18 protein-coding genes are annotated in these 17,276 nt (G+C 64.2%); 10 read left to right on the top strand and 8 right to left on the bottom strand.

Annotated elements, in window-relative coordinates; translation table 11 throughout:
- Positions 1-108: 108 nt before the first annotated feature.
- The 4 genes from N0B28_RS09145 to pabB all read left to right on the top strand — a co-directional run bounded on the left by N0B28_RS09145 (position 109) and on the right by pabB (position 4,615).
- On the top strand, positions 109-645 hold the full coding sequence (locus tag N0B28_RS09145) for an ATP-dependent zinc protease (RefSeq protein WP_043863077.1): 537 nt from the start codon (positions 109-111) through the stop codon (positions 643-645).
- Between the two features lie 5 nt (positions 646-650).
- Complete coding sequence (locus N0B28_RS09140; RefSeq protein ID WP_043863078.1) at positions 651-2,183, top strand: inactive transglutaminase family protein; 1,533 nt, start codon at positions 651-653, stop codon at positions 2,181-2,183.
- Entirely contained in the window at positions 2,183-3,163 is a 981-nt protein-coding gene (locus N0B28_RS09135) for an alpha-L-glutamate ligase-like protein (RefSeq protein WP_043863079.1), read from the top strand. Before N0B28_RS09140 ends, N0B28_RS09135 begins: the two co-directional genes overlap by 1 nt.
- A 108-nt stretch (positions 3,164-3,271) precedes the next feature.
- Positions 3,272-4,615: an aminodeoxychorismate synthase component I gene (pabB, locus tag N0B28_RS09130; RefSeq protein WP_123752240.1), complete on the top strand. Its 1,344-nt coding sequence runs from the start codon at positions 3,272-3,274 to the stop codon at positions 4,613-4,615.
- Between the two features lie 65 nt (positions 4,616-4,680).
- On the opposite strand, the gene thrH is transcribed toward pabB, so the two are convergent.
- A complete protein-coding gene (gene thrH / locus N0B28_RS09125; protein ID WP_043863081.1) occupies positions 4,681-5,298 on the bottom strand; it encodes a bifunctional phosphoserine phosphatase/homoserine phosphotransferase ThrH in 618 nt (205 codons plus the stop codon).
- A gap of 128 nt (positions 5,299-5,426) precedes the next feature.
- Here thrH and N0B28_RS09120 point away from each other — a divergent pair, with 128 nt between their 5' ends.
- Positions 5,427-6,161 (top strand): phosphoadenylyl-sulfate reductase, encoded by a 735-nt coding sequence (locus N0B28_RS09120; protein ID WP_054915690.1) that lies wholly within the window; start codon positions 5,427-5,429, stop codon positions 6,159-6,161.
- Positions 6,162-6,317: 156 nt separating this feature from the next.
- Here the strand turns inward: N0B28_RS09120 and cysB are convergent, their stop codons facing one another.
- The 3 genes from cysB to N0B28_RS09105 form a co-directional block, all read right to left on the bottom strand.
- Positions 6,318-7,292, bottom strand: a complete 975-nt coding sequence (gene cysB, locus N0B28_RS09115) for an HTH-type transcriptional regulator CysB (protein ID WP_043863083.1) — start codon at positions 7,290-7,292, stop codon at positions 6,318-6,320.
- Between the two features lie 124 nt (positions 7,293-7,416).
- Positions 7,417-7,914, bottom strand: coding sequence for a universal stress protein (locus N0B28_RS09110; protein WP_043863084.1), 498 nt, complete (start codon positions 7,912-7,914; stop codon positions 7,417-7,419).
- 91 nt (positions 7,915-8,005) lie between these two features.
- On the bottom strand, positions 8,006-8,914 hold the full coding sequence (locus N0B28_RS09105; protein ID WP_275731546.1) for a 5'-nucleotidase: 909 nt from the start codon (positions 8,912-8,914) through the stop codon (positions 8,006-8,008).
- A 283-nt stretch (positions 8,915-9,197) separates the two neighbouring features.
- Here N0B28_RS09105 and N0B28_RS09100 point away from each other — a divergent pair, with 283 nt between their 5' ends.
- On the top strand, positions 9,198-10,274 hold the full coding sequence (locus N0B28_RS09100; RefSeq protein WP_043863086.1) for a 3-deoxy-7-phosphoheptulonate synthase: 1,077 nt from the start codon (positions 9,198-9,200) through the stop codon (positions 10,272-10,274).
- 64 nt (positions 10,275-10,338) lie between these two features.
- Here N0B28_RS09100 and N0B28_RS09095 read toward each other — a convergent pair whose 3' ends face one another.
- A complete protein-coding gene (locus N0B28_RS09095) occupies positions 10,339-10,620 on the bottom strand; it encodes a GNAT family N-acetyltransferase (RefSeq protein ID WP_043863087.1) in 282 nt (93 codons plus the stop codon).
- 509 nt (positions 10,621-11,129) lie between these two features.
- On the opposite strand from N0B28_RS09095, the gene oprI reads away from it, so the two are divergent.
- Positions 11,130-11,381: an outer membrane lipoprotei OprI gene (gene oprI, locus N0B28_RS09090; RefSeq protein WP_037058464.1), complete on the top strand. Its 252-nt coding sequence runs from the start codon at positions 11,130-11,132 to the stop codon at positions 11,379-11,381.
- A 122-nt stretch (positions 11,382-11,503) separates the two neighbouring features.
- On the opposite strand, the gene N0B28_RS09085 is transcribed toward oprI, so the two are convergent.
- The 3 genes from N0B28_RS09085 to N0B28_RS09075 form a co-directional block, all read right to left on the bottom strand.
- The gene (locus N0B28_RS09085; protein WP_275731543.1) at positions 11,504-12,475 is read right to left on the bottom strand and encodes a L,D-transpeptidase family protein; all 972 of its coding nucleotides are present in this window, start codon (positions 12,473-12,475) and stop codon (positions 11,504-11,506) included.
- Positions 12,476-12,588: 113 nt separating this feature from the next.
- Positions 12,589-12,876 carry a hypothetical protein gene (locus N0B28_RS09080; RefSeq protein ID WP_275731541.1) on the bottom strand — a complete coding sequence of 96 codons (288 nt, stop codon included), beginning with the start codon at positions 12,874-12,876 and terminating at the stop codon, positions 12,589-12,591.
- A gap of 56 nt (positions 12,877-12,932) precedes the next feature.
- On the bottom strand, positions 12,933-13,538 hold the full coding sequence (locus N0B28_RS09075) for an arylesterase (protein ID WP_043863090.1): 606 nt from the start codon (positions 13,536-13,538) through the stop codon (positions 12,933-12,935).
- A 10-nt stretch (positions 13,539-13,548) separates the two neighbouring features.
- On the opposite strand from N0B28_RS09075, the gene N0B28_RS09070 reads away from it, so the two are divergent.
- From N0B28_RS09070 to greB, 3 genes are read left to right on the top strand one after another with little or no spacing between them, the layout of a single operon-like run.
- Positions 13,549-14,232, top strand: coding sequence for an ABC transporter ATP-binding protein (locus N0B28_RS09070; protein ID WP_043863091.1), 684 nt, complete (start codon positions 13,549-13,551; stop codon positions 14,230-14,232).
- Positions 14,233-16,740, top strand: coding sequence for an ABC transporter permease (locus N0B28_RS09065; protein ID WP_054915689.1), 2,508 nt, complete (start codon positions 14,233-14,235; stop codon positions 16,738-16,740).
- A gap of 36 nt (positions 16,741-16,776) precedes the next feature.
- Positions 16,777-17,274 (top strand): transcription elongation factor GreB, encoded by a 498-nt coding sequence (gene greB, locus N0B28_RS09060; protein WP_043863093.1) that lies wholly within the window; start codon positions 16,777-16,779, stop codon positions 17,272-17,274.
- Positions 17,275-17,276: the final 2 nt, after the last annotated feature.

Below are 17,276 nucleotides of genomic sequence, written 5' to 3'. Positions count from 1 at the left end.
CGTGTCTGTCGGTGTTGTCTGACTCCAGCCGCTGGCATCGACACACCAGCGTGGTAGAATGCCGCCGCCTCTGAGGGGGCAAACCCCCACAGCATCGCGTCAGGATTTATGAGACTCACACCCTTTCTACTGTTACTCAGCCTCTGTGGGCTGCCTGCCCTGAGCCAGGCGGCAGACAAGACTGTCTATGGCCTCAATGAATATGCCCGCCTTGTCGATATCGACCTCGAGGTTGCGGCCAAGCTCGACACCGGGGCCAAGACCGCCTCGCTGAGCGCGCGCGATATCAAGCGCTTCAAGCGCAACGGCGAATCGTGGGTGCGCTTCTATCTGGCAATTGACGCAGCCCATTCGCATCCGATAGAACGACCACTGGCTCGTGTCAGCAAGATCAAGCGACGCGCCGGTGACTACAACCCGGACGAAGGCAAGGCCTATACCTCCCGCCCGGTGATCGCGCTGAATATCTGCATGGGTACGGCCCTGCGCAGCATCGAAGTGAACCTGACCGACCGCAGTGCCTTCCAGTACCCGCTACTGATCGGCTCCGAGGCGCTCAAGCACTTCGACGCGCTGGTCGACCCAAGCCTTAAATACGCTGCCGGCAAACCTGCCTGCGCCACTGACGCTCATACCGCAGAGTAATTTCGATGCGCTCTCTTACCCTTCATCTGAAAGTCCTGATCACCCTCCTGGTGTTGCTGGGTGTGTCGATCACGGCGTACCAGATCTTCATGCTCGGCATCCCGGTGACCGAAGACGAAACCGACGACCTGTGGAACATCGATGCCAAGGTCGAGTTCGTCGCCAGCCCCAAGGACCCGATCAAGATCCAGATGTTCGTGCCGCCATTGAGCAACGACTACGTCAGCCTCAATGAGAGCTTCATCTCCAACAACTACGGCGTGAGCGTCAACCGTGTCGATGGCAACCGCAAGGTGACCTGGTCGGCGCGGCGCGCCAAGGGCAACCAGACCCTCTACTACCGCCTGGTACTGACCAAGCGCTACAGCAGCGAAAAGGTCAAGATCAAGGGCCCGACCTTCCGTGACAGCCAGCCGGTCGAAGGGCCGGAGAAGATCGCCGCCGAAGCGTTGATGGCACCTATCCGCCAGCACTCGGCCGACGTCGAGACCTTCGTCAGCGAGACCATCAAGCGGGTCAACAACCCCAACGACGACAACGTCAAGCTGCTGCTGGCCGGCGATGCCTCTTCGCTGAACAAGGCCAAGGTCATCGACCTGCTGCTGTCGATCGCCCACGTACCGGTGGAGAAGGTGCACACCATCCGCCTGCTGGCCGACCAGCCGCAGAGCCCGGAACTGTGGCTGCGCAGCTTCAACGGCAACGACTGGCTGTACTTCAACCCGGACACCGGCGAGCAGGGCCTGCCGGCCGACCGCCTGCTGTGGTGGACCGGCGATGACCCGCTGATCACCGTCGATGGCGGCAAGAAGGTCAACGTCAGCTTCAGCCTGAACAACAGCGAGATGAACGCCATCCGCCTGGCCAAGCTGACCGACGAGAACACCGACGCCGACTTCCTCGAATACTCGCTGTACGGCCTGCCGCTGCAGACCCAGCAGACCTTCATGATCATGGTGATGATCCCGATCGGCGTGCTGGTGATCCTGGTGCTGCGCAACCTGATCGGCCTGCAGACCCTGGGTACCTTCACCCCGGTGCTGATCGCCCTGGCCTTCCGTGAGACCCAGCTGGGCTTCGGTATCGCCCTGTTCACGGTGATCACCGCGCTGGGCCTGACCCTGCGCTCCTACCTCGAACACCTGAAGCTGCAGATGCTGCCGCGCCTGTCGGTGGTACTGACCTTCGTGGTGGTGCTGATCGCGGCCATCAGCCTGTTCAGCCACAAGCTGGGCCTGGAGCGCGGGCTGTCGGTGGCACTGTTCCCGATGGTGATTCTGACCATGACCATCGAACGCCTGTCGATCACCTGGGAGGAACGCGGCGGCGGCCATGCCATGAAAGTCGCCATCGGCACCCTGTTCGCCGCCTCGGTCGCGCACCTGCTGATGAGCGTGCCCGAACTGGTGTACTTCGTGTTCACCTTCCCGGCGGTGCTGCTGATTCTGGTGGGCTTCATGCTGGCGATGGGCCGCTACCGCGGCTACCGCCTGACGGAGCTGGTGCGCTTCAAGGCCTTCGTGAAGGCTGACGCCTGATGTTCGGCCTATGGAAAACCTGGAAGGCCCTGGAAGCCCGGGGCATCATGGGTATCAACCGGCGCAACGCGGACTACGTGCTCAAGTACAACAAGCGCAACCTGTACCCGATCGTCGACGACAAGATCATCACCAAGGAGCGGGCGATCAAGGCCGGCATCCACGTGCCGGAAATGTACGGGGTGATCTCCACCGAAAAGGACATCGACAAGCTCGACGAGATCATCGGCGGGCGCAGCGATTTCGTCATCAAGCCGGCGCAGGGCGCCGGTGGTGACGGCATCCTGGTGATCGCCGACCGCTTCGAGAACCGCTACCGCACGGTGTCCGGCAAGATCATCACCCACGAGGAAATCGAGCACCAGGTGTCGAGCATCCTCACCGGGCTGTATTCGCTGGGTGGCCATCGCGACCGCGCGCTGATCGAGTACCGGGTAACCCCGGACCAGATCTTCAAGAGCATCAGCTACGAAGGCGTACCGGACATCCGCATCATCGTGCTCATGGGCTACCCGGTCATGGCCATGCTGCGCCTGCCCACGCGCCAGTCCGGCGGCAAGGCCAACCTGCACCAGGGCGCCATCGGCGTGGGTGTGGACCTGGCGACCGGCCTGACCCTGCGCGGTACCTGGCTGAACAACATCATCAGCAAGCACCCCGACACCACCAATGCGGTGGACGGCGTGCAACTGCCCAACTGGGACGGCTTCATGAAGCTGGCCGCCGGCTGCTATGAACTGTGCGGCCTGGGCTACATCGGCGTGGACATGGTACTGGACCAGGACAAGGGCCCGCTGATCCTGGAACTCAACGCCCGCCCCGGCCTGAACATCCAGATCGCCAACGATTGCGGCCTGACCCTGCGCACCCACGCCGTCGAGGCACACCTTGAGGAACTGGCCAGCAATGGCATCAAGGAAAGCGTCGAAGAGCGCGTGCGCTTCGCCCAGGAACTGTTCGGCCACATCCCGGCGCAGTAATCTGCCACCGCCCTGGCGCAGCCGCGCACAGGGCGGTCGCCGATCCGCTAGGAGCATCGCCTGCACAGGGCTACAATGCTCGCCCCGCCTCGACAGCTGTTCACCCGAATGCCGACCTGCACACTTCACCCCCTGCCCTACCAGGCCGATCCGACCGCCTACTTTGCCCGTATCCGCCAGGCACCTGGCGCCGTGCTGCTCGACAGCGCGCGGCCTGGCGCCGTGCGTGGGCGCTTCGACCTGCTCAGCGCCTGGCCACTGTGCACGCTGACCCCGGACGCCGAAGAAGACGGCCAGCACTACCTGCAGCGCCTGCGCGAGCAACTGGCCGGGCTTGGGCGCGCGCACTTGCCGGCAGGTGTCGAGCTGCCGTTCGCCGGCGGCCTGATCGGCTACCTGAGCTACGACTTCGGCCGGCGCCTGGAGCGCCTGCCCGCCATTGCCTGCGACGACCTGGGGCTGGGTGACGCAAGCCTGGGGCTGTATGCCTGGGCACTGATCAGCGACCATCAGCTGCAGCGCAGCCAGCTGGTGTTTCATCCGGCGCTGCCCGCCACCGAACGCGAGCGCCTGGTGGCACTGTTCGAGCACGACGCCCCGACGGCAACCGGCGCATTCAGGCTTGCGGCGCCAATGCGCGGCGACCTCGCAGCCGAGGATTACCGTCAGGCGTTCGAGCGGGTGCAGCAGTACATCCATGCCGGCGACTGCTACCAGATCAACCTTACCCAACGCTTTCGCGCACCCTGCCAGGGCGACCCGTGGGCGGCCTACCAGGCGCTGCGGGCTGCCTGCCCTACGCCCTTCTCCGGCTATCAGGTACTGGCCGATGGCAGCGCGCTGCTGAGCTTCTCGCCCGAGCGCTTCATCAGGGTCAGCCAGGGCGAGGTCGAAACCCGCCCGATCAAGGGCACCCGTGCGCGCAGCAGCGACCCCGTGCAGGATGCCGCCAATGCTGCCGAGCTGCTGGCCAGCACCAAGGACCGCGCCGAGAACCTGATGATCGTGGACCTGCTGCGCAACGACCTGGGGCGCAGCTGCGCTACCGGCTCGGTGCAGGTGCCGGAGCTGTTCAGCCTGGAGAGCTACCCCAACGTGCACCACATGGTCAGCAGCGTGACCGGACGCCTGGCACCGGGCAAGGATGCGCTGGACCTGATAGCCGGCAGCTTCCCCGGCGGCTCGATCACCGGGGCGCCGAAGATTCGGGCGATGCAGATCATCGACGAACTGGAGCCGAGCCGACGTGCACTGTATTGCGGCTCGCTGCTGTATGTGGACGTGCGCGGGGAGATGGACAGCTCGATCGCCATCCGCAGCCTGCTGGTGAAGGACGGCCAGGTGTGCTGCTGGGGGGGCGGTGCGGTGGTGGCGGACTCGCAGTGGGAGGCGGAGTACGAGGAGTCGATCACCAAGGTCAGGGTGTTGCTCCAGACCCTGCAGGGCCTCTAGAACGCTTCGCCGGCAAGGCCGGCTCCTACAGCGTGCAGGAGCCGGCCTCGCCGGCGAAGGCGGTATTACAGGCTCAACGACCTGTTCGAGGCCTTGATGAACTCTTTCTTCAGCGCCTCGAAATCATGCACCGCCGGGAACTGCGGGAACTCGCGAATCACGTTTTCCGGCGCATGGAACAGGATGCCTGCATCCGCCTCGCCCAGCATGGTGGTGTCGTTGTACGAGTCACCCGCCGCGATCACCCGGTAGTACAGGCTCTTGAATGCCAGCACCGACTGGCGCTTGGGGTCTTTCTGGCGCAGTTGGTAGCCGGTCACACGATCGCTCTGGTCGGTGATCAGGCGGTGGCACAGCAAGGTCGGGAAACCCAGCTGGCGCATCAGCGGCTGCGAGAATTCGTAGAAGGTGTCGGACAGGATCACCACCTGGAAACGCTCGCGCAACCAGTCCACGAACTCGATGGCGCCGTCCAGCGGCTTGAGCGTGGCAATCACTGCCTGGATGTCGGAAAGCTTCAGGCCATGCTCATCCAGGATGCGCAGGCGCTGCTTCATCAGCACGTCGTAATCGGGAATGTCGCGGGTGGTGGCCCGCAACGATTCGATTCCGGTTTTTTCCGCAAAGGCGATCCAGATCTCCGGGACCAGTACACCTTCCAGGTCGAGACAGGCAATTTCCACAGCTCACTCCTCGAACAACGCTAAAAATGGAAGGCGCACTCTACAGGCGCGCCGTCTAACCCGGCAATTTTTGTTAACATTCGCCCATTACGAGCGCCAAGCGCCATTCAATGACCGGAAGCCGCCTGATGAGCCAACCCTTCGACGTCGCCGCCCTCGCCGCGACCTATGCCAACAAGTCCCCGCAGGACATCCTCAAGCTCGCCTTCGAACACTTCGGCGACGACCTGTGGATCTCCTTCAGTGGCGCCGAAGACGTGGTGCTGGTGGACATGGCCTGGAAGCTGAACAAGAACGTCAAGGTGTTCAGCCTCGACACCGGCCGCCTGCATCCGGAAACCTACCGGTTCATCGACCAGGTGCGCGAGCAGTACAAGCTGCCGATCGAGATCCTTTCCCCTGATCGCAGTGCACTCGACCCCTTCGTGAAGGAAAAGGGCCTGTTCAGCTTCTACAAGGACGGCCACGGCGAATGCTGCGGCATCCGCAAGATCGAGCCGCTGCGCCGCAAGCTGAGCACCGTCAGCGCCTGGGCCACCGGCCAGCGCCGCGACCAGAGCCCGGGCACCCGCAGCCAGGTGGCCGCGCTGGAAATCGACAGCGCCTTCTCCACCCCCGAGCGCACCCTGTACAAGTTCAACCCGTTGGCGCAGATGAGCAGCGAGGAAGTCTGGGGCTATATCCGCATGCTCGAGCTGCCCTACAACAGCCTGCATGAACGCGGCTTCATCAGCATCGGCTGCGAACCCTGCACGCGCCCGGTACTGCCCAACCAGCACGAGCGCGAAGGCCGCTGGTGGTGGGAGGAGTCGACTCAGAAGGAATGCGGGCTGCACGCCGGCAACCTGATTACCAAGGGCTGAACATGCACACCCTGAGCGCAGCACCTGGCCCCACCTGCCAGACATTGCGTCAGCAGTAAGGGCATCGTGGCCAGTGGCTGGGCTACCTGCTCGCGGGGCTATCTGCAGGAGCGCCTTCAGACCACCGTGCTGGCGGCCTGAAGGCACTGCAAGGGCTTAGTGCACTGGCAGTTCGACGCCAGCGAACAGCTCTTCGAGTTCCTGCTTGTTGTGGCACTGGATGGCCTTGGCCATCACTTCACGGGTCAGGTGGGGCGCGAACTTCTCGATGAAGTCGCACATGAAACCACGCAGGAAGGTGCCACGACGGAAACCGATCTTGGTGATGCTGGACTCGAACAGCTCACTGGCATCGAGCACCACCAGGTCGTTGTCGAGCTTGGTGTCCACCGCCATCTTGGCCACGATGCCCACGCCCAGGCCCAGGCGCACGTAAGTCTTGATCACGTCGGCATCGGCCGCGGTGAACACCACCTTGGGGGTCAGGCCGCGATGGCTGAAGGCTTCGTCGAGCTTGGAGCGGCCAGTGAAGCCGAACACATAGGTCACGATCGGGTATTCGGCCAACGCCTCCAGGGTGAGCTTGGGCAGCTTGGTCAGGGGGTGACCCTGCGGCACCACCACGCAACGATTCCAGCGGTAGCACGGCATCATCACCAGATCACCGAACAGCTCCAGGGCCTCGGTGGCGATGGCGAAGTCGACGGTACCGTCAGCCGCCATCTCGGCGATCTGCATCGGCGAGCCCTGGTGCATGTGCAGCGCCACTTCAGGGTATTGCTTGATGAACGAACTGATCACCGGCGGCAGGGCGTAGCGTGCCTGGGTGTGGGTGGTGGCGATCGACAGGGTGCCCTTTTTCTCGTTGGAGAATTCCTGGGCGATCTGCTTGATGCTCTCGACCTTGCGCAGAATCTCGCCGGCGGTGGTGATGATGCGCTCACCTGCCGGGGTCACGCGGGTCAGGTGCTTGCCGCTGCGGGCGAACACTTCCACACCCAGCTCGTCTTCCAACAGGCGAATCTGCTTGCTGATCCCCGGCTGGGAGGTATACAGGCTCTGCGCTGTCGCGGAGACGTTGAGGTCGTGGTGCGCCACTTCCCAGATGTAGCGCAATTGTTGAAGCTTCATAGGTATCCCTCAAATCAACTGGGCGTCACCGGCAGCAGCGACGAGTTATAACTATATTAGTGGTTTGAAGAATAAATCTAGAACTATTTCTTCAGCTTTCTTACAACGTCCTACACCGCCTCCCCTATGACTTGCGCCGCCCCAGGTACTGCGCCAGGGGCACCATGTACACAGGCACCGGCGACAGCTGAAGGACGCGTACCGCCGTGCGCCCCAAGGGGATCTCGCTACCGGCGCCCTGGCTGTGGCTGCCGACGATCAGCAGGTCGACGCTCAGGCGCTGGGCCTGCTCCAGGATCACGTCGGCCGGGTCGCCCTGGCGTACCCGCACCGCGCGGATCAGCGCCAGGTCTTCCTTCTCGCCCAGTTCATCCTGAAAGTTCTCCAGCACCCGCTGTTCGATGTTCGCCATCACGGTATTGAGCGCCCGACCGCGCATATGGGACAGGGTATGTTCATCAAGGTAGCTTTCCAGCAGCGATTCGGCGAACTGGCCCATCGGTTCCACGGCATGGACCACGTACAGTTCGGCGCTGAAGCTGCGTGCCAGCGCCAGCGCGTGTTGCATGACATAAGGGGAGTAACAACCGAGGTCGGTGGCACACAGCATCGAACGGATCATTTGACCTCCTAGCTGCCGATACGGCAGGGCAAGGTTCAGCTTAGCAGCGCCGAAACGACGCGCAGAGCCGTCCGGCGCCCTGCCAGACGGCCTAGCCGGGGGTACGTTCGTTGCTGATGCCGTGGGGCACATGGCCGGTGGCGACCACTGCACTGGCGCGTTCGCAGTGCCCTGCCTGGTCGTCGAAGAACACATCGGCCGCGAACGCCTCGAGAAACGCCGACTTGTCCAGGCCGCCGAGAAACAGCGACTCGTCCAGGCGAATGTCCCATTCGCGCAAGGTGCGGATGACCCGCTCGTGGGCCGGCGCCGAGCGCGCCGTCACCAGTGCGGTGCGAATCGGACAGGCGCCACTGGGGAACTCTTTCTGCAGCACGTTGAGCGCCGCCAGGAAGGCCTTGAACGGCCCGTCGCGCAGCGGCTCGCGGGCCGACTCGCGCTCGCTGGCCTGGAACGCCTCCAGGCCGCCTAGCTGATAGACGCGCTCGGACTCGTCGGAAAACACCACTGCATCGCCATCGAAGGCGATACGCAGCTCCGCGCTGGCCGCACGCCGTGCCCCGCCGGAAAGGATGGTGGCAGCGGCAAAGCCGGCGTCCAGTGCGCGGCGCACATCTTCTGCATCGGTGGACAGAAACAGGTGGCAACCAAAGGCGGCCAGGTACGGATACGGACTGCGCCCGCCAACGAAGGCTGCCCGCGAGATACCCAGACCATAATGCTCGATGGAATTGAACACCCGCAGCCCGGTGTCGGCGCTGTTGCGTGACACCAGCACCACCTCGACCCGGGCCTGGCCGAGGCTGGCGTTGAGGCCCAGCAGCTTTTCCACCAACGGGAACGCATCACCCGGTTGCAGGTATTCGTCTTCGTGCTCGATCTGGTACTGGCGGTAGGCTTCGACCCCCTCGGCCAGGAACAGCCGATGGCTCTCGCTGAGGTCGAACAGTGCCCGTGATGAAATGGCTACCACCAGTTTGTCGCCAAGGCCTTTGCTCATCGCCGCTCTGCTCCGCACTGCCCTGCATCGGGCGCCATAAGGTCAAATAATCGACACACTATCAGGCCGGGCGCTGCCGCCCGCAACCTGCGAGCGTGTCGGGTGACGGCACTTTTGATCAGAAAACCCCATACCAATGGGCCAAAGCGGCAGGAAAGCGGGCCCTGCCCATTGTCGAATCACGGTGTAACGCGCTAAGGTTCGGCACCCCGCCGCGTTCAATCATGCTGCTCCGCCGCGCGGGTAGCTGGCGGCCGGCACCCGTGACCTGACGAGTAACACGATGGCTGATTTACCGATCGACGACCTTAACGTTGCCTCCAACGAGACCTTGATCACCCCCGATCAGCTCAAGAAGGACATTCCACTCAGCGCCACCGCCCTGCAGACCGTGACCGCGGGCCGCGAAGTGGTACGCAATATCCTCGACGGCAAGGACCACCGCCTGTTCGTGGTGATCGGCCCCTGCTCGATCCATGACCTCAAGGCCGCACACGAATACGCCGAGCGCCTGAAGGTGCTGGCGGCCGAAGTCGCCGACACCCTGTATCTGGTGATGCGCGTGTATTTCGAGAAGCCGCGCACCACGGTGGGCTGGAAGGGCCTGATCAACGACCCGTACCTGGATGACTCGTTCAAGATCCAGGACGGCCTGCACATCGGTCGCCAGCTGCTGCTGGACCTGGCGGAAATGGGCCTGCCCACCGCCACCGAAGCCCTCGACCCGATCTCCCCGCAGTACCTGCAGGACCTGATCAGTTGGTCGGCGATCGGCGCGCGCACCACCGAATCCCAGACCCACCGCGAGATGGCCTCGGGCCTGTCGTCGGCCGTCGGCTTCAAGAACGGTACGGACGGCGGCCTGACCGTGGCGATCAACGCACTGCAATCGGTTTCCAGCCCGCACCGCTTCCTGGGCATCAACCAGGAAGGTGGCGTATCCATCGTCACCACCAAGGGCAACGCCTACGGTCACGTGGTGCTGCGCGGCGGCAACGGCAAGCCCAACTATGATTCGGTCAGCGTCGCCCTGTGCGAGCAGGCCCTGGCCAAGGCCAGGATCAAGCCGAACATCATGGTCGACTGCAGCCACGCCAATTCCAACAAGGACCCGGCCCTGCAACCGCTGGTGATGGACAACGTGGCCAACCAGATCCTCGAAGGCAACGAGTCGATCATCGGCCTGATGGTCGAAAGCCACCTCAACTGGGGCTGCCAGGCCATCCCCAAGGACCTTGCCGAACTGCAGTACGGCGTGTCGATCACCGATGCCTGCATCGACTGGGAAGCCACCGAGAAGTCCGTGCGCAGCATGCGCGCCAAGCTCAAGGACGTGTTGCCCAAGCGCAACCGCGGCTGAAAGCCATCAACGAAAACGCCGGGCAATGCCCGGCGTTTTCGTTTTCAACAGGGTGTCAGCAGGCTCAGGCCTTGTTGGAATGCTTTTGATGACGTTCCATGTAGCGCTCGACATAGGAGCACGAGGGGATCACGGTGTAGCCCATGTCCTCGGCATAGGCGAGGGCCTTTTCGGTCAGCGCCGCAGCGATGCCTCGCCCACGCAGCGCATTGGGCACGAACGTGCGGTAGATATCCAATGTCTGCTTACCCAGGTCCATGTAGGTCAGGTAGGCACGATGACCGTCCACATTGGTCTCGAACTGATGACCAGCCTGGTCATGGTGGATGGACAACGCCTCGCTCATCACTACTCCTCGCGGGTCTTCTCGTCAGACCCTTACCTTACCGATGTTTGTCCGGCGAAGGAACCTCTACGCCACCCCGTGCCCCTTTGGACAGCGAGAACAGCCTGGTTGTTCTCTGGCAACTGAGCACCCACAAATAGTAGGCGCCCAGTGCACAGATGCTCAAGGTACTTGATCGTAAAAAACCTGCACTTGCAGCATGCGAACACGGCAGCGAGCCACACTGCCAACAGTAGCCGGATGATGTAGTGGTAAGACGAACAATGACACTTGGAGTCACTTTTAGTTCACTACAAAGACGCATTTACAGCGGTGTTTCAGCGCCGCTACAAAAGCGCCTGCATTCTTTTCACACCCCCGCCGGGGCGGCCTGCGCAACCGCGCAATTTTTTTCCGGTTCTTGCGCTCGGTCAGTTTACTTACTACAAGTAATGGGTACTATGTACGCCGGCCAGTTTCTCTTTGTTGAGAGATGGCTCTTTAATAGAAAGTCCTTGAAGGGGAACACGATGAACAACGTTCTGAAATTCTCTGCTCTGGCTCTGGCCGCAGTACTGGCCACCGGTTGCAGCAGCGTCTCCAAAGAAACCGAAGCCCGTCTGACTGCAACCGAAGACGCAGCAGCCCGTGCACAAGCTCGTGCCGATGAAGCCTACCGCAAGGCTGATGACGCTCTGGCCGCCGCTCAGAAAGCTCAGCAAACTGCTGACGAAGCTAACGAGCGCGCTCTGCGTATGCTGGAAAAAGCCAGCCGCAAGTAATAATCCCTCGGGATTGTTAAAAAGCCGACCCACCTGTGGGTCGGCTTTTTTATTGTCTGCAGAACCGTCCTGCGCATACGACGAGGCCCGCATGAAGCGGGCCTCGTGCAAACACAGGCGGGTTACTGCATTTCGAGCGGAACGCTCGATACCATCGGCGTACTGGCGTCACCCGGCACCGCGATCTCTACCGGGATACCATCTTCGGCCGCCACCACGTCACGCACCATGTCCCAGTTCATGCGCAGGTTGTTGGCCAGGTCTTCGCGCTTGAGCAGGGCATTGATCACTGCCGTGTGCTTGTCGACCACCGACGGGTCGCCCTTGTCATCCAGCGGAGTATGCGCCTCGAGGTAGACCTTGCCACCACTGAGGCCGAACTTGTACGGCTCGTTGATGATGCGCACCGAAGTCCCCACCGGGGCCATGCTCGCCAGTTGCAGCACGTTGTTGTTGAGCATGCGGAAACAGCCATGGCTGGTACGCATGCCGATGCCGAACTTCTTGTTGGAACCGTGGATCAGGTAGCCCGGTACGCCCAGGGTGAACTTGAACGGGCCCAGCGGGTTGTCCGGGCCGGCCGGCACCACGTTGGGCAACGGATCACCGTCGGCGGCGTGCTCGGCCTTGATCGAGGCCGGTGGGGTCCAGGTCGGGTTCGGCGTCTTGGCCGTGACCTTGGTGTTGGCAATAGGCGAACCCCAGCCTTCGCGGCCGATGCCCAGCGGGAAGGTGTGCACCACGTTCTCGCCTTTGGGGTAGTAGTACAGGCGGTACTCGGCAAGGTTGATCACGATGCCTTCGCGCGGGCCCGGCGGCAGGATGAAACGGGTCGGCAGCACGATCTCGGTGCCGGCGCCTGGCAACCAGGGGTCCACGCCCGGGTTGGCCGCGACCATTTCCAGGTAGCCCAGGTCGTTGGCGGTACCGATGTCGGCGAAGGTGTCCTCATACTTGGCCTTGATCACCTGGACCTGGCCGATGACATCCTCGCCCGGCGGCGGCAGGGGGAACTCCAGAGCGGCAACAGGGCCCGCCGCCAGCAGGGCGGCCAGGGACAGGCAACGGGTGACGGCGGGAAAGCGCGGCAACATCCGGGAAATCCTTCGCTAATTCAGGTGGGTCAAGCGGGCAATTGTACACCGCCCCCTGCGGGATCGGGAGGCATCCGGGCACAGAACCCTTGCCAAACGTAAAAGATCCGACGTCAGGCCTGCAGCTCGGGCCATACCGGACGCGTGCCGCGCCGCTGCGCCTCGAGGATCGCCCGGCACAGGCGGCACAGGCGCTGGTCACTGTAGATGCTGCGCTCCACACCCGACCAGCGCGGTTGCGCCGGCAGCAGGGTGCCACACAGGGTACGGTCGACGGAGCCGCCCAGTTCGAGTTGGCGGGCGATCAGGTGGACGCGACTCTCCTGGCAGGCGAACAGGTCAAGCTGTTCGTCAGGCTCGATCAATTGATAGGCATACAGGGACCAGGCGGGACGCGGCATCGGGGGCTCCAAATCGGGGGCGCAACATTAGCCGAAAGCCGATCAGTATAAAAGCGTCAAAGCAGCGGTTTTATTGATGGCCAGGCATTTTCCAGCAACTGCGCCTGGGCGCCCTGCCCCGGATGGATGCCATCGGCCTGCATCAGCTCGGGCACGCCACCTACCCCTTCGAGAAAGAACGGCACCAGCGGCACGTCCTTTTCCTTGCCAAGATCGGCATACACCTGTGCGAACGCATCGGTGTAGCGCTTGCCATAGTTGGGTGGCAGGCGCATGCCCAGCAGCAGCACCCTGGCACCGGCATCACGGGAGCGATCGATCATCGAGGCAAGATTTTGTTGCAATTGCGCCGGTGCCTGCCCGCGCAGCCCGTCATTGCCACCCAGCTCCACCACCACCAGGCTGGGCTTGTGCTCTGCAAGCAGCGCAGGCAGCCGCGCCTGGCCCCCGGCACTGGTGTCGCCACTGATCGAGGCATTGACCACCTTGTCATCGAAACCCTCGGCCTTGAGCCGCTGTTCGAGCAGGGCAACCCACCCCTGACGGGTATCCAGGCCAAAAGCGGCACTGATACTATCCCCAACGATCAACACCGTTCCTGCCGATGCGCCCTGGGCCATGCACAGCAAGGCCAGGCCTGCACTCAATAACCACACTCGCATTGGATTCTCCATGGGCCCCAGCATCTTGACTGCGCGCAACCTTAGCAAAGTGGTCCCCAGCGCGGAAGGCGACCTGACCATCCTGCACGAACTGAGCCTGGAATTGAAACAGGGCGACAGCCTGGCCATTGTCGGCGCCTCCGGCTCGGGCAAGTCCACCCTGCTCGGCCTGCTGGCCGGCCTCGACCTGCCCAGTGCAGGCTCGGTGACACTGGCCGGGCACGACCTGGGCCCGCTCGACGAAGACCAGCGCGCCCAGGTCCGCGCCGAGCATGTCGGCTTCGTGTTCCAGTCGTTCCAGCTGCTCGACAGCCTCAATGCCCTTGAGAACGTGATGCTGCCCCTGGAGCTGGACGGACGCCGCGATGCCCGCGAACACGCCCGCAGCCTGCTCGAACGGGTCGGCCTGGGCCAGCGCCTGAGCCATTCGCCACGCCAGTTGTCCGGCGGCGAGCAGCAGCGGGTGGCAATTGCCCGCGCCTTTGCCGCCGAGCCTGCGGTGCTGTTCGCCGACGAGCCCACCGGCAACCTCGACAGCCACACCGGTGAACGCATCAGCGACCTGCTGTTCGAACTGAACAAGGAACGCGGCACCACCCTCGTCCTGGTCACCCACGATGAACGCCTGGCGCACCGCTGCGGCCGGCTGATTCGCCTGGAAGCCGGCCACCTGGTCACCCCGCTGGAGCCCTAGATGGCACACCTGTCGTTTCTGCGCCTGCCGCGCCTGGCGTTGCGTCAACTGATGCGCGATGCACGCGCCGGCGAACTGCGCGTGCTGTTCTTCGCCCTGCTGGTGGCCGTGGCCGCCAGCACCGCCATCGGCTACTTCGGCGCCCGCCTGAACGGCGCCATGCTGCTGCGTGCCACCGAGTTCCTTGGCGCCGACCTGGTGCTGCAGGGCAGCGCCCCGGCCACCCCGGAACAGATCCGCAACGGCGAACAGCTGGGCCTGGCCCATGCGAAAGTGGTCGAGTTCTCCAGCGTGATCGCCACCGACAACGGTATCCAGCTCTCCAGTGTCAAGGCTGCCGGCACGGGTTACCCGCTGCGCGGGGAGCTGCGCAGTGCCGCCGAGGCCTACGGGCCGGAGGTGGCCGGCGGTGGTCCGGCGCCGGGCGAAGCCTGGGTCGAGTCGCGCCTGCTGGCGGCGCTGAACCTCAAGATCGGTGACAGCGTCGACGTGGGCATGAAGACCCTGCGTCTGAGCCGCGTGCTGACCTATGAGCCGGACCGCGCCGGCAACTTCTACAGCCTCACCCCGCGGGTGCTGATGAACCTGGCCGACCTGGATGCCACCGGCGTGGTGCAGCCCGGCAGCCGGGTCACCTACCGCGACCTGTGGCGCGGCGAGCCCCAGGCCCTGGCAAGCTACACCCAGGCTACCAAGGCGGGGCTTGCCGCCCACCAGCAACTGCGCGACTCGCGTGACGGCAACCAGCAGATCGGCGGTGCACTGGGCAAGGCCGAACGCTACCTGAACATGGCCAGCCTGGTGGCGGTGCTGCTGGCCGGCGTGGCCGTGGCGCTGTCGGCCAGCCGTTTTGCCATGCGCCGCTTCGATGCCAGCGCCCTGCTGCGCTGCCTGGGCCTGTCCCGGCGCCAGGCGCTGAGCCTGTTCTGCCTGCAACTGGCGATTTTGGGCAGCGTGGCAGCCCTGGGGGGCGCACTGCTCGGCTGGCTGGCGCAACTGGGTCTGTTCGCCCTGCTACAGGGCCTGCTGCCTTCGCAGGTGCCGCCAGGTGGCATCGCCCCGGCCCTGGCCGGGATCGCCACCGGGCTGGTGGCGCTGGCCGGCTTCGCCCTGCCGCCATTGGCAGCGCTGGGCCGGGTGCCGCCGCTGCGTGTACTGCGCCGCGACCTGCTGCCGGTGCCGGCAAGCAGCTGGCTGGTGTATGGCGCAGCGCTGTTGGCCCTGGGCCTCATCATGTGGCGCCTGAGCCTGGACCTGCTGCTGACCTTCGCCCTGCTCGGCGGTGGTCTGGTGGCCGCGCTGGTGCTGGGCGGTCTGCTGCTGCTCGGCCTGCGCAGCCTGCGCCGGCTGCTGGCCGGCGCCCCGCTGGCCTGGCGCCTGGGCCTGGGGCAACTGCTCAAGCATCCGCTGGCGGCGGCAGGCCAGTCGCTGGCCTTCGGCATGATCCTGCTGGCCATGGCCCTGATCGCCCTGCTGCGCACCGAGCTGCTCGACACCTGGCAGAACCAGCTGCCCAAGGATGCTCCCAACTATTTCGTGCTCAACATCCTGCCGGACGACAAGGACACCTTCGCCCAGCGCCTGAACGAATTCTCGGTCCATGCCGCGCCGTTGTTCCCGGTGATTCCCGGGCGCCTGACGCTCATCAATGGCGAGCCGGTGCGCGAGATCGTCAGCAAGGAATCCACCGGTGACCGCGCCGTCCAGCGCGACCTGAGCCTGACCTGGGCCGCCGACCTGCCCCAGGGCAACACCTTGAGCGCCGGCCAGTGGTGGCAGGCACAGCCAACGGCCGATGCCTTGCCCGGCGTGTCGGTGGAGGCGCAGCTGGCCGAGAGCCTCAAGCTCAAGCTGGGCGACACCCTGACCTTCAGCATCGGTGGCCTGGAGCGCCAGGTACAGGTCAGCAGCCTGCGCACGGTCAACTGGGACAGTTTCCAGCCCAACTTCTACATGATCTTCCAGCCCGGCACCCTGCAGGACCTGCCGACCACCTATCTCACCAGCTTCTACCTGGCCCCAGGCCACGACCAGCAGGTGGTGGCCCTGTCGCGAGCGTTCCCGGCAGCCACCATCCTGCAGGTCGATGCGCTGCTGGAGCAGTTGCGCAGCATCCTGGCCCAGGTGACCCTGGCGGTACAGTATGTGCTGCTGTTCGTGCTGGCGGCGGGCCTGGCCGTGTTGTTCGCCGGGCTGCAGGCCACCCTGGACGAGCGCATCCACCAGGGTGCGCTGCTGCGGGCACTGGGCGCCAGCCGCAGCCTGCTGGTCAAGGCCCGGCGCATCGAGTTCGGCCTGCTGGGCGCTGCCAGCGGCCTGCTCGCGGCGCTGGGCACCGAACTGATCAGCCTGCTGCTGTACCGCTACGCATTCGACCTGCACTGGAGCCCGCACCCGTGGCTGCTGCTGTTGCCGGTGATCGGTGCGTTGCTGGTGGGGGGTGCGGGGGTATTCGGCACGCGCCGGGCGCTCAATGCCAGCCCGCTGACAGTGCTTCGCGAGGGCTGATAGACTCGGCGGCTACCTACCCGAGCCTGGAAGCCCATGAGCCGATACCGCCCGCCCCGCACTGCCGGCACCGCACTGATCACCCCACAGGGCGAGGCGCGCATGCGCGCCGAGCTGCATGAACTGTGGCATGTGCGCAGGCCCCAGGTGACCCAGTCGGTCAGTGAGGCAGCAGCGCAAGGTGACCGTTCGGAAAACGCCGAGTACACCTACGGCAAGAAGATGCTGCGCGAAATCGACAGCCGCGTGCGCTTCCTGACCAAGCGCCTGGAAAACCTGAAAGTGGTGAGCGAGCGGCCCAGCGACCCGAACAAGGTGTACTTCGGGGCCTGGGTCACGGTCGAGAACGAAGACGGCGAACAATCGCGCTACCGCATCGTCGGGCCCGACGAGCTGGACTTGAAACTGGGCCTGATCAGCATCGATTCGCCCCTGGCCCGCGCCCTGATCGGCAAGGCGCTGGACGCTGAAGTGCGGGTGCAGACACCGACTGGCGAACAGACGGTGTACATCGTCGAGATCGAGTACCCCTGAGC

The organism is Pseudomonas sp. SD17-1 (assembly GCF_029201585.1).
Classification (GTDB): domain Bacteria; phylum Pseudomonadota; class Gammaproteobacteria; order Pseudomonadales; family Pseudomonadaceae; genus Aquipseudomonas; species Aquipseudomonas palmensis.
The sequence above is the reverse complement of the archived record's forward strand: the minus strand, read 5'-3'. Positions and strand labels throughout refer to the sequence as shown.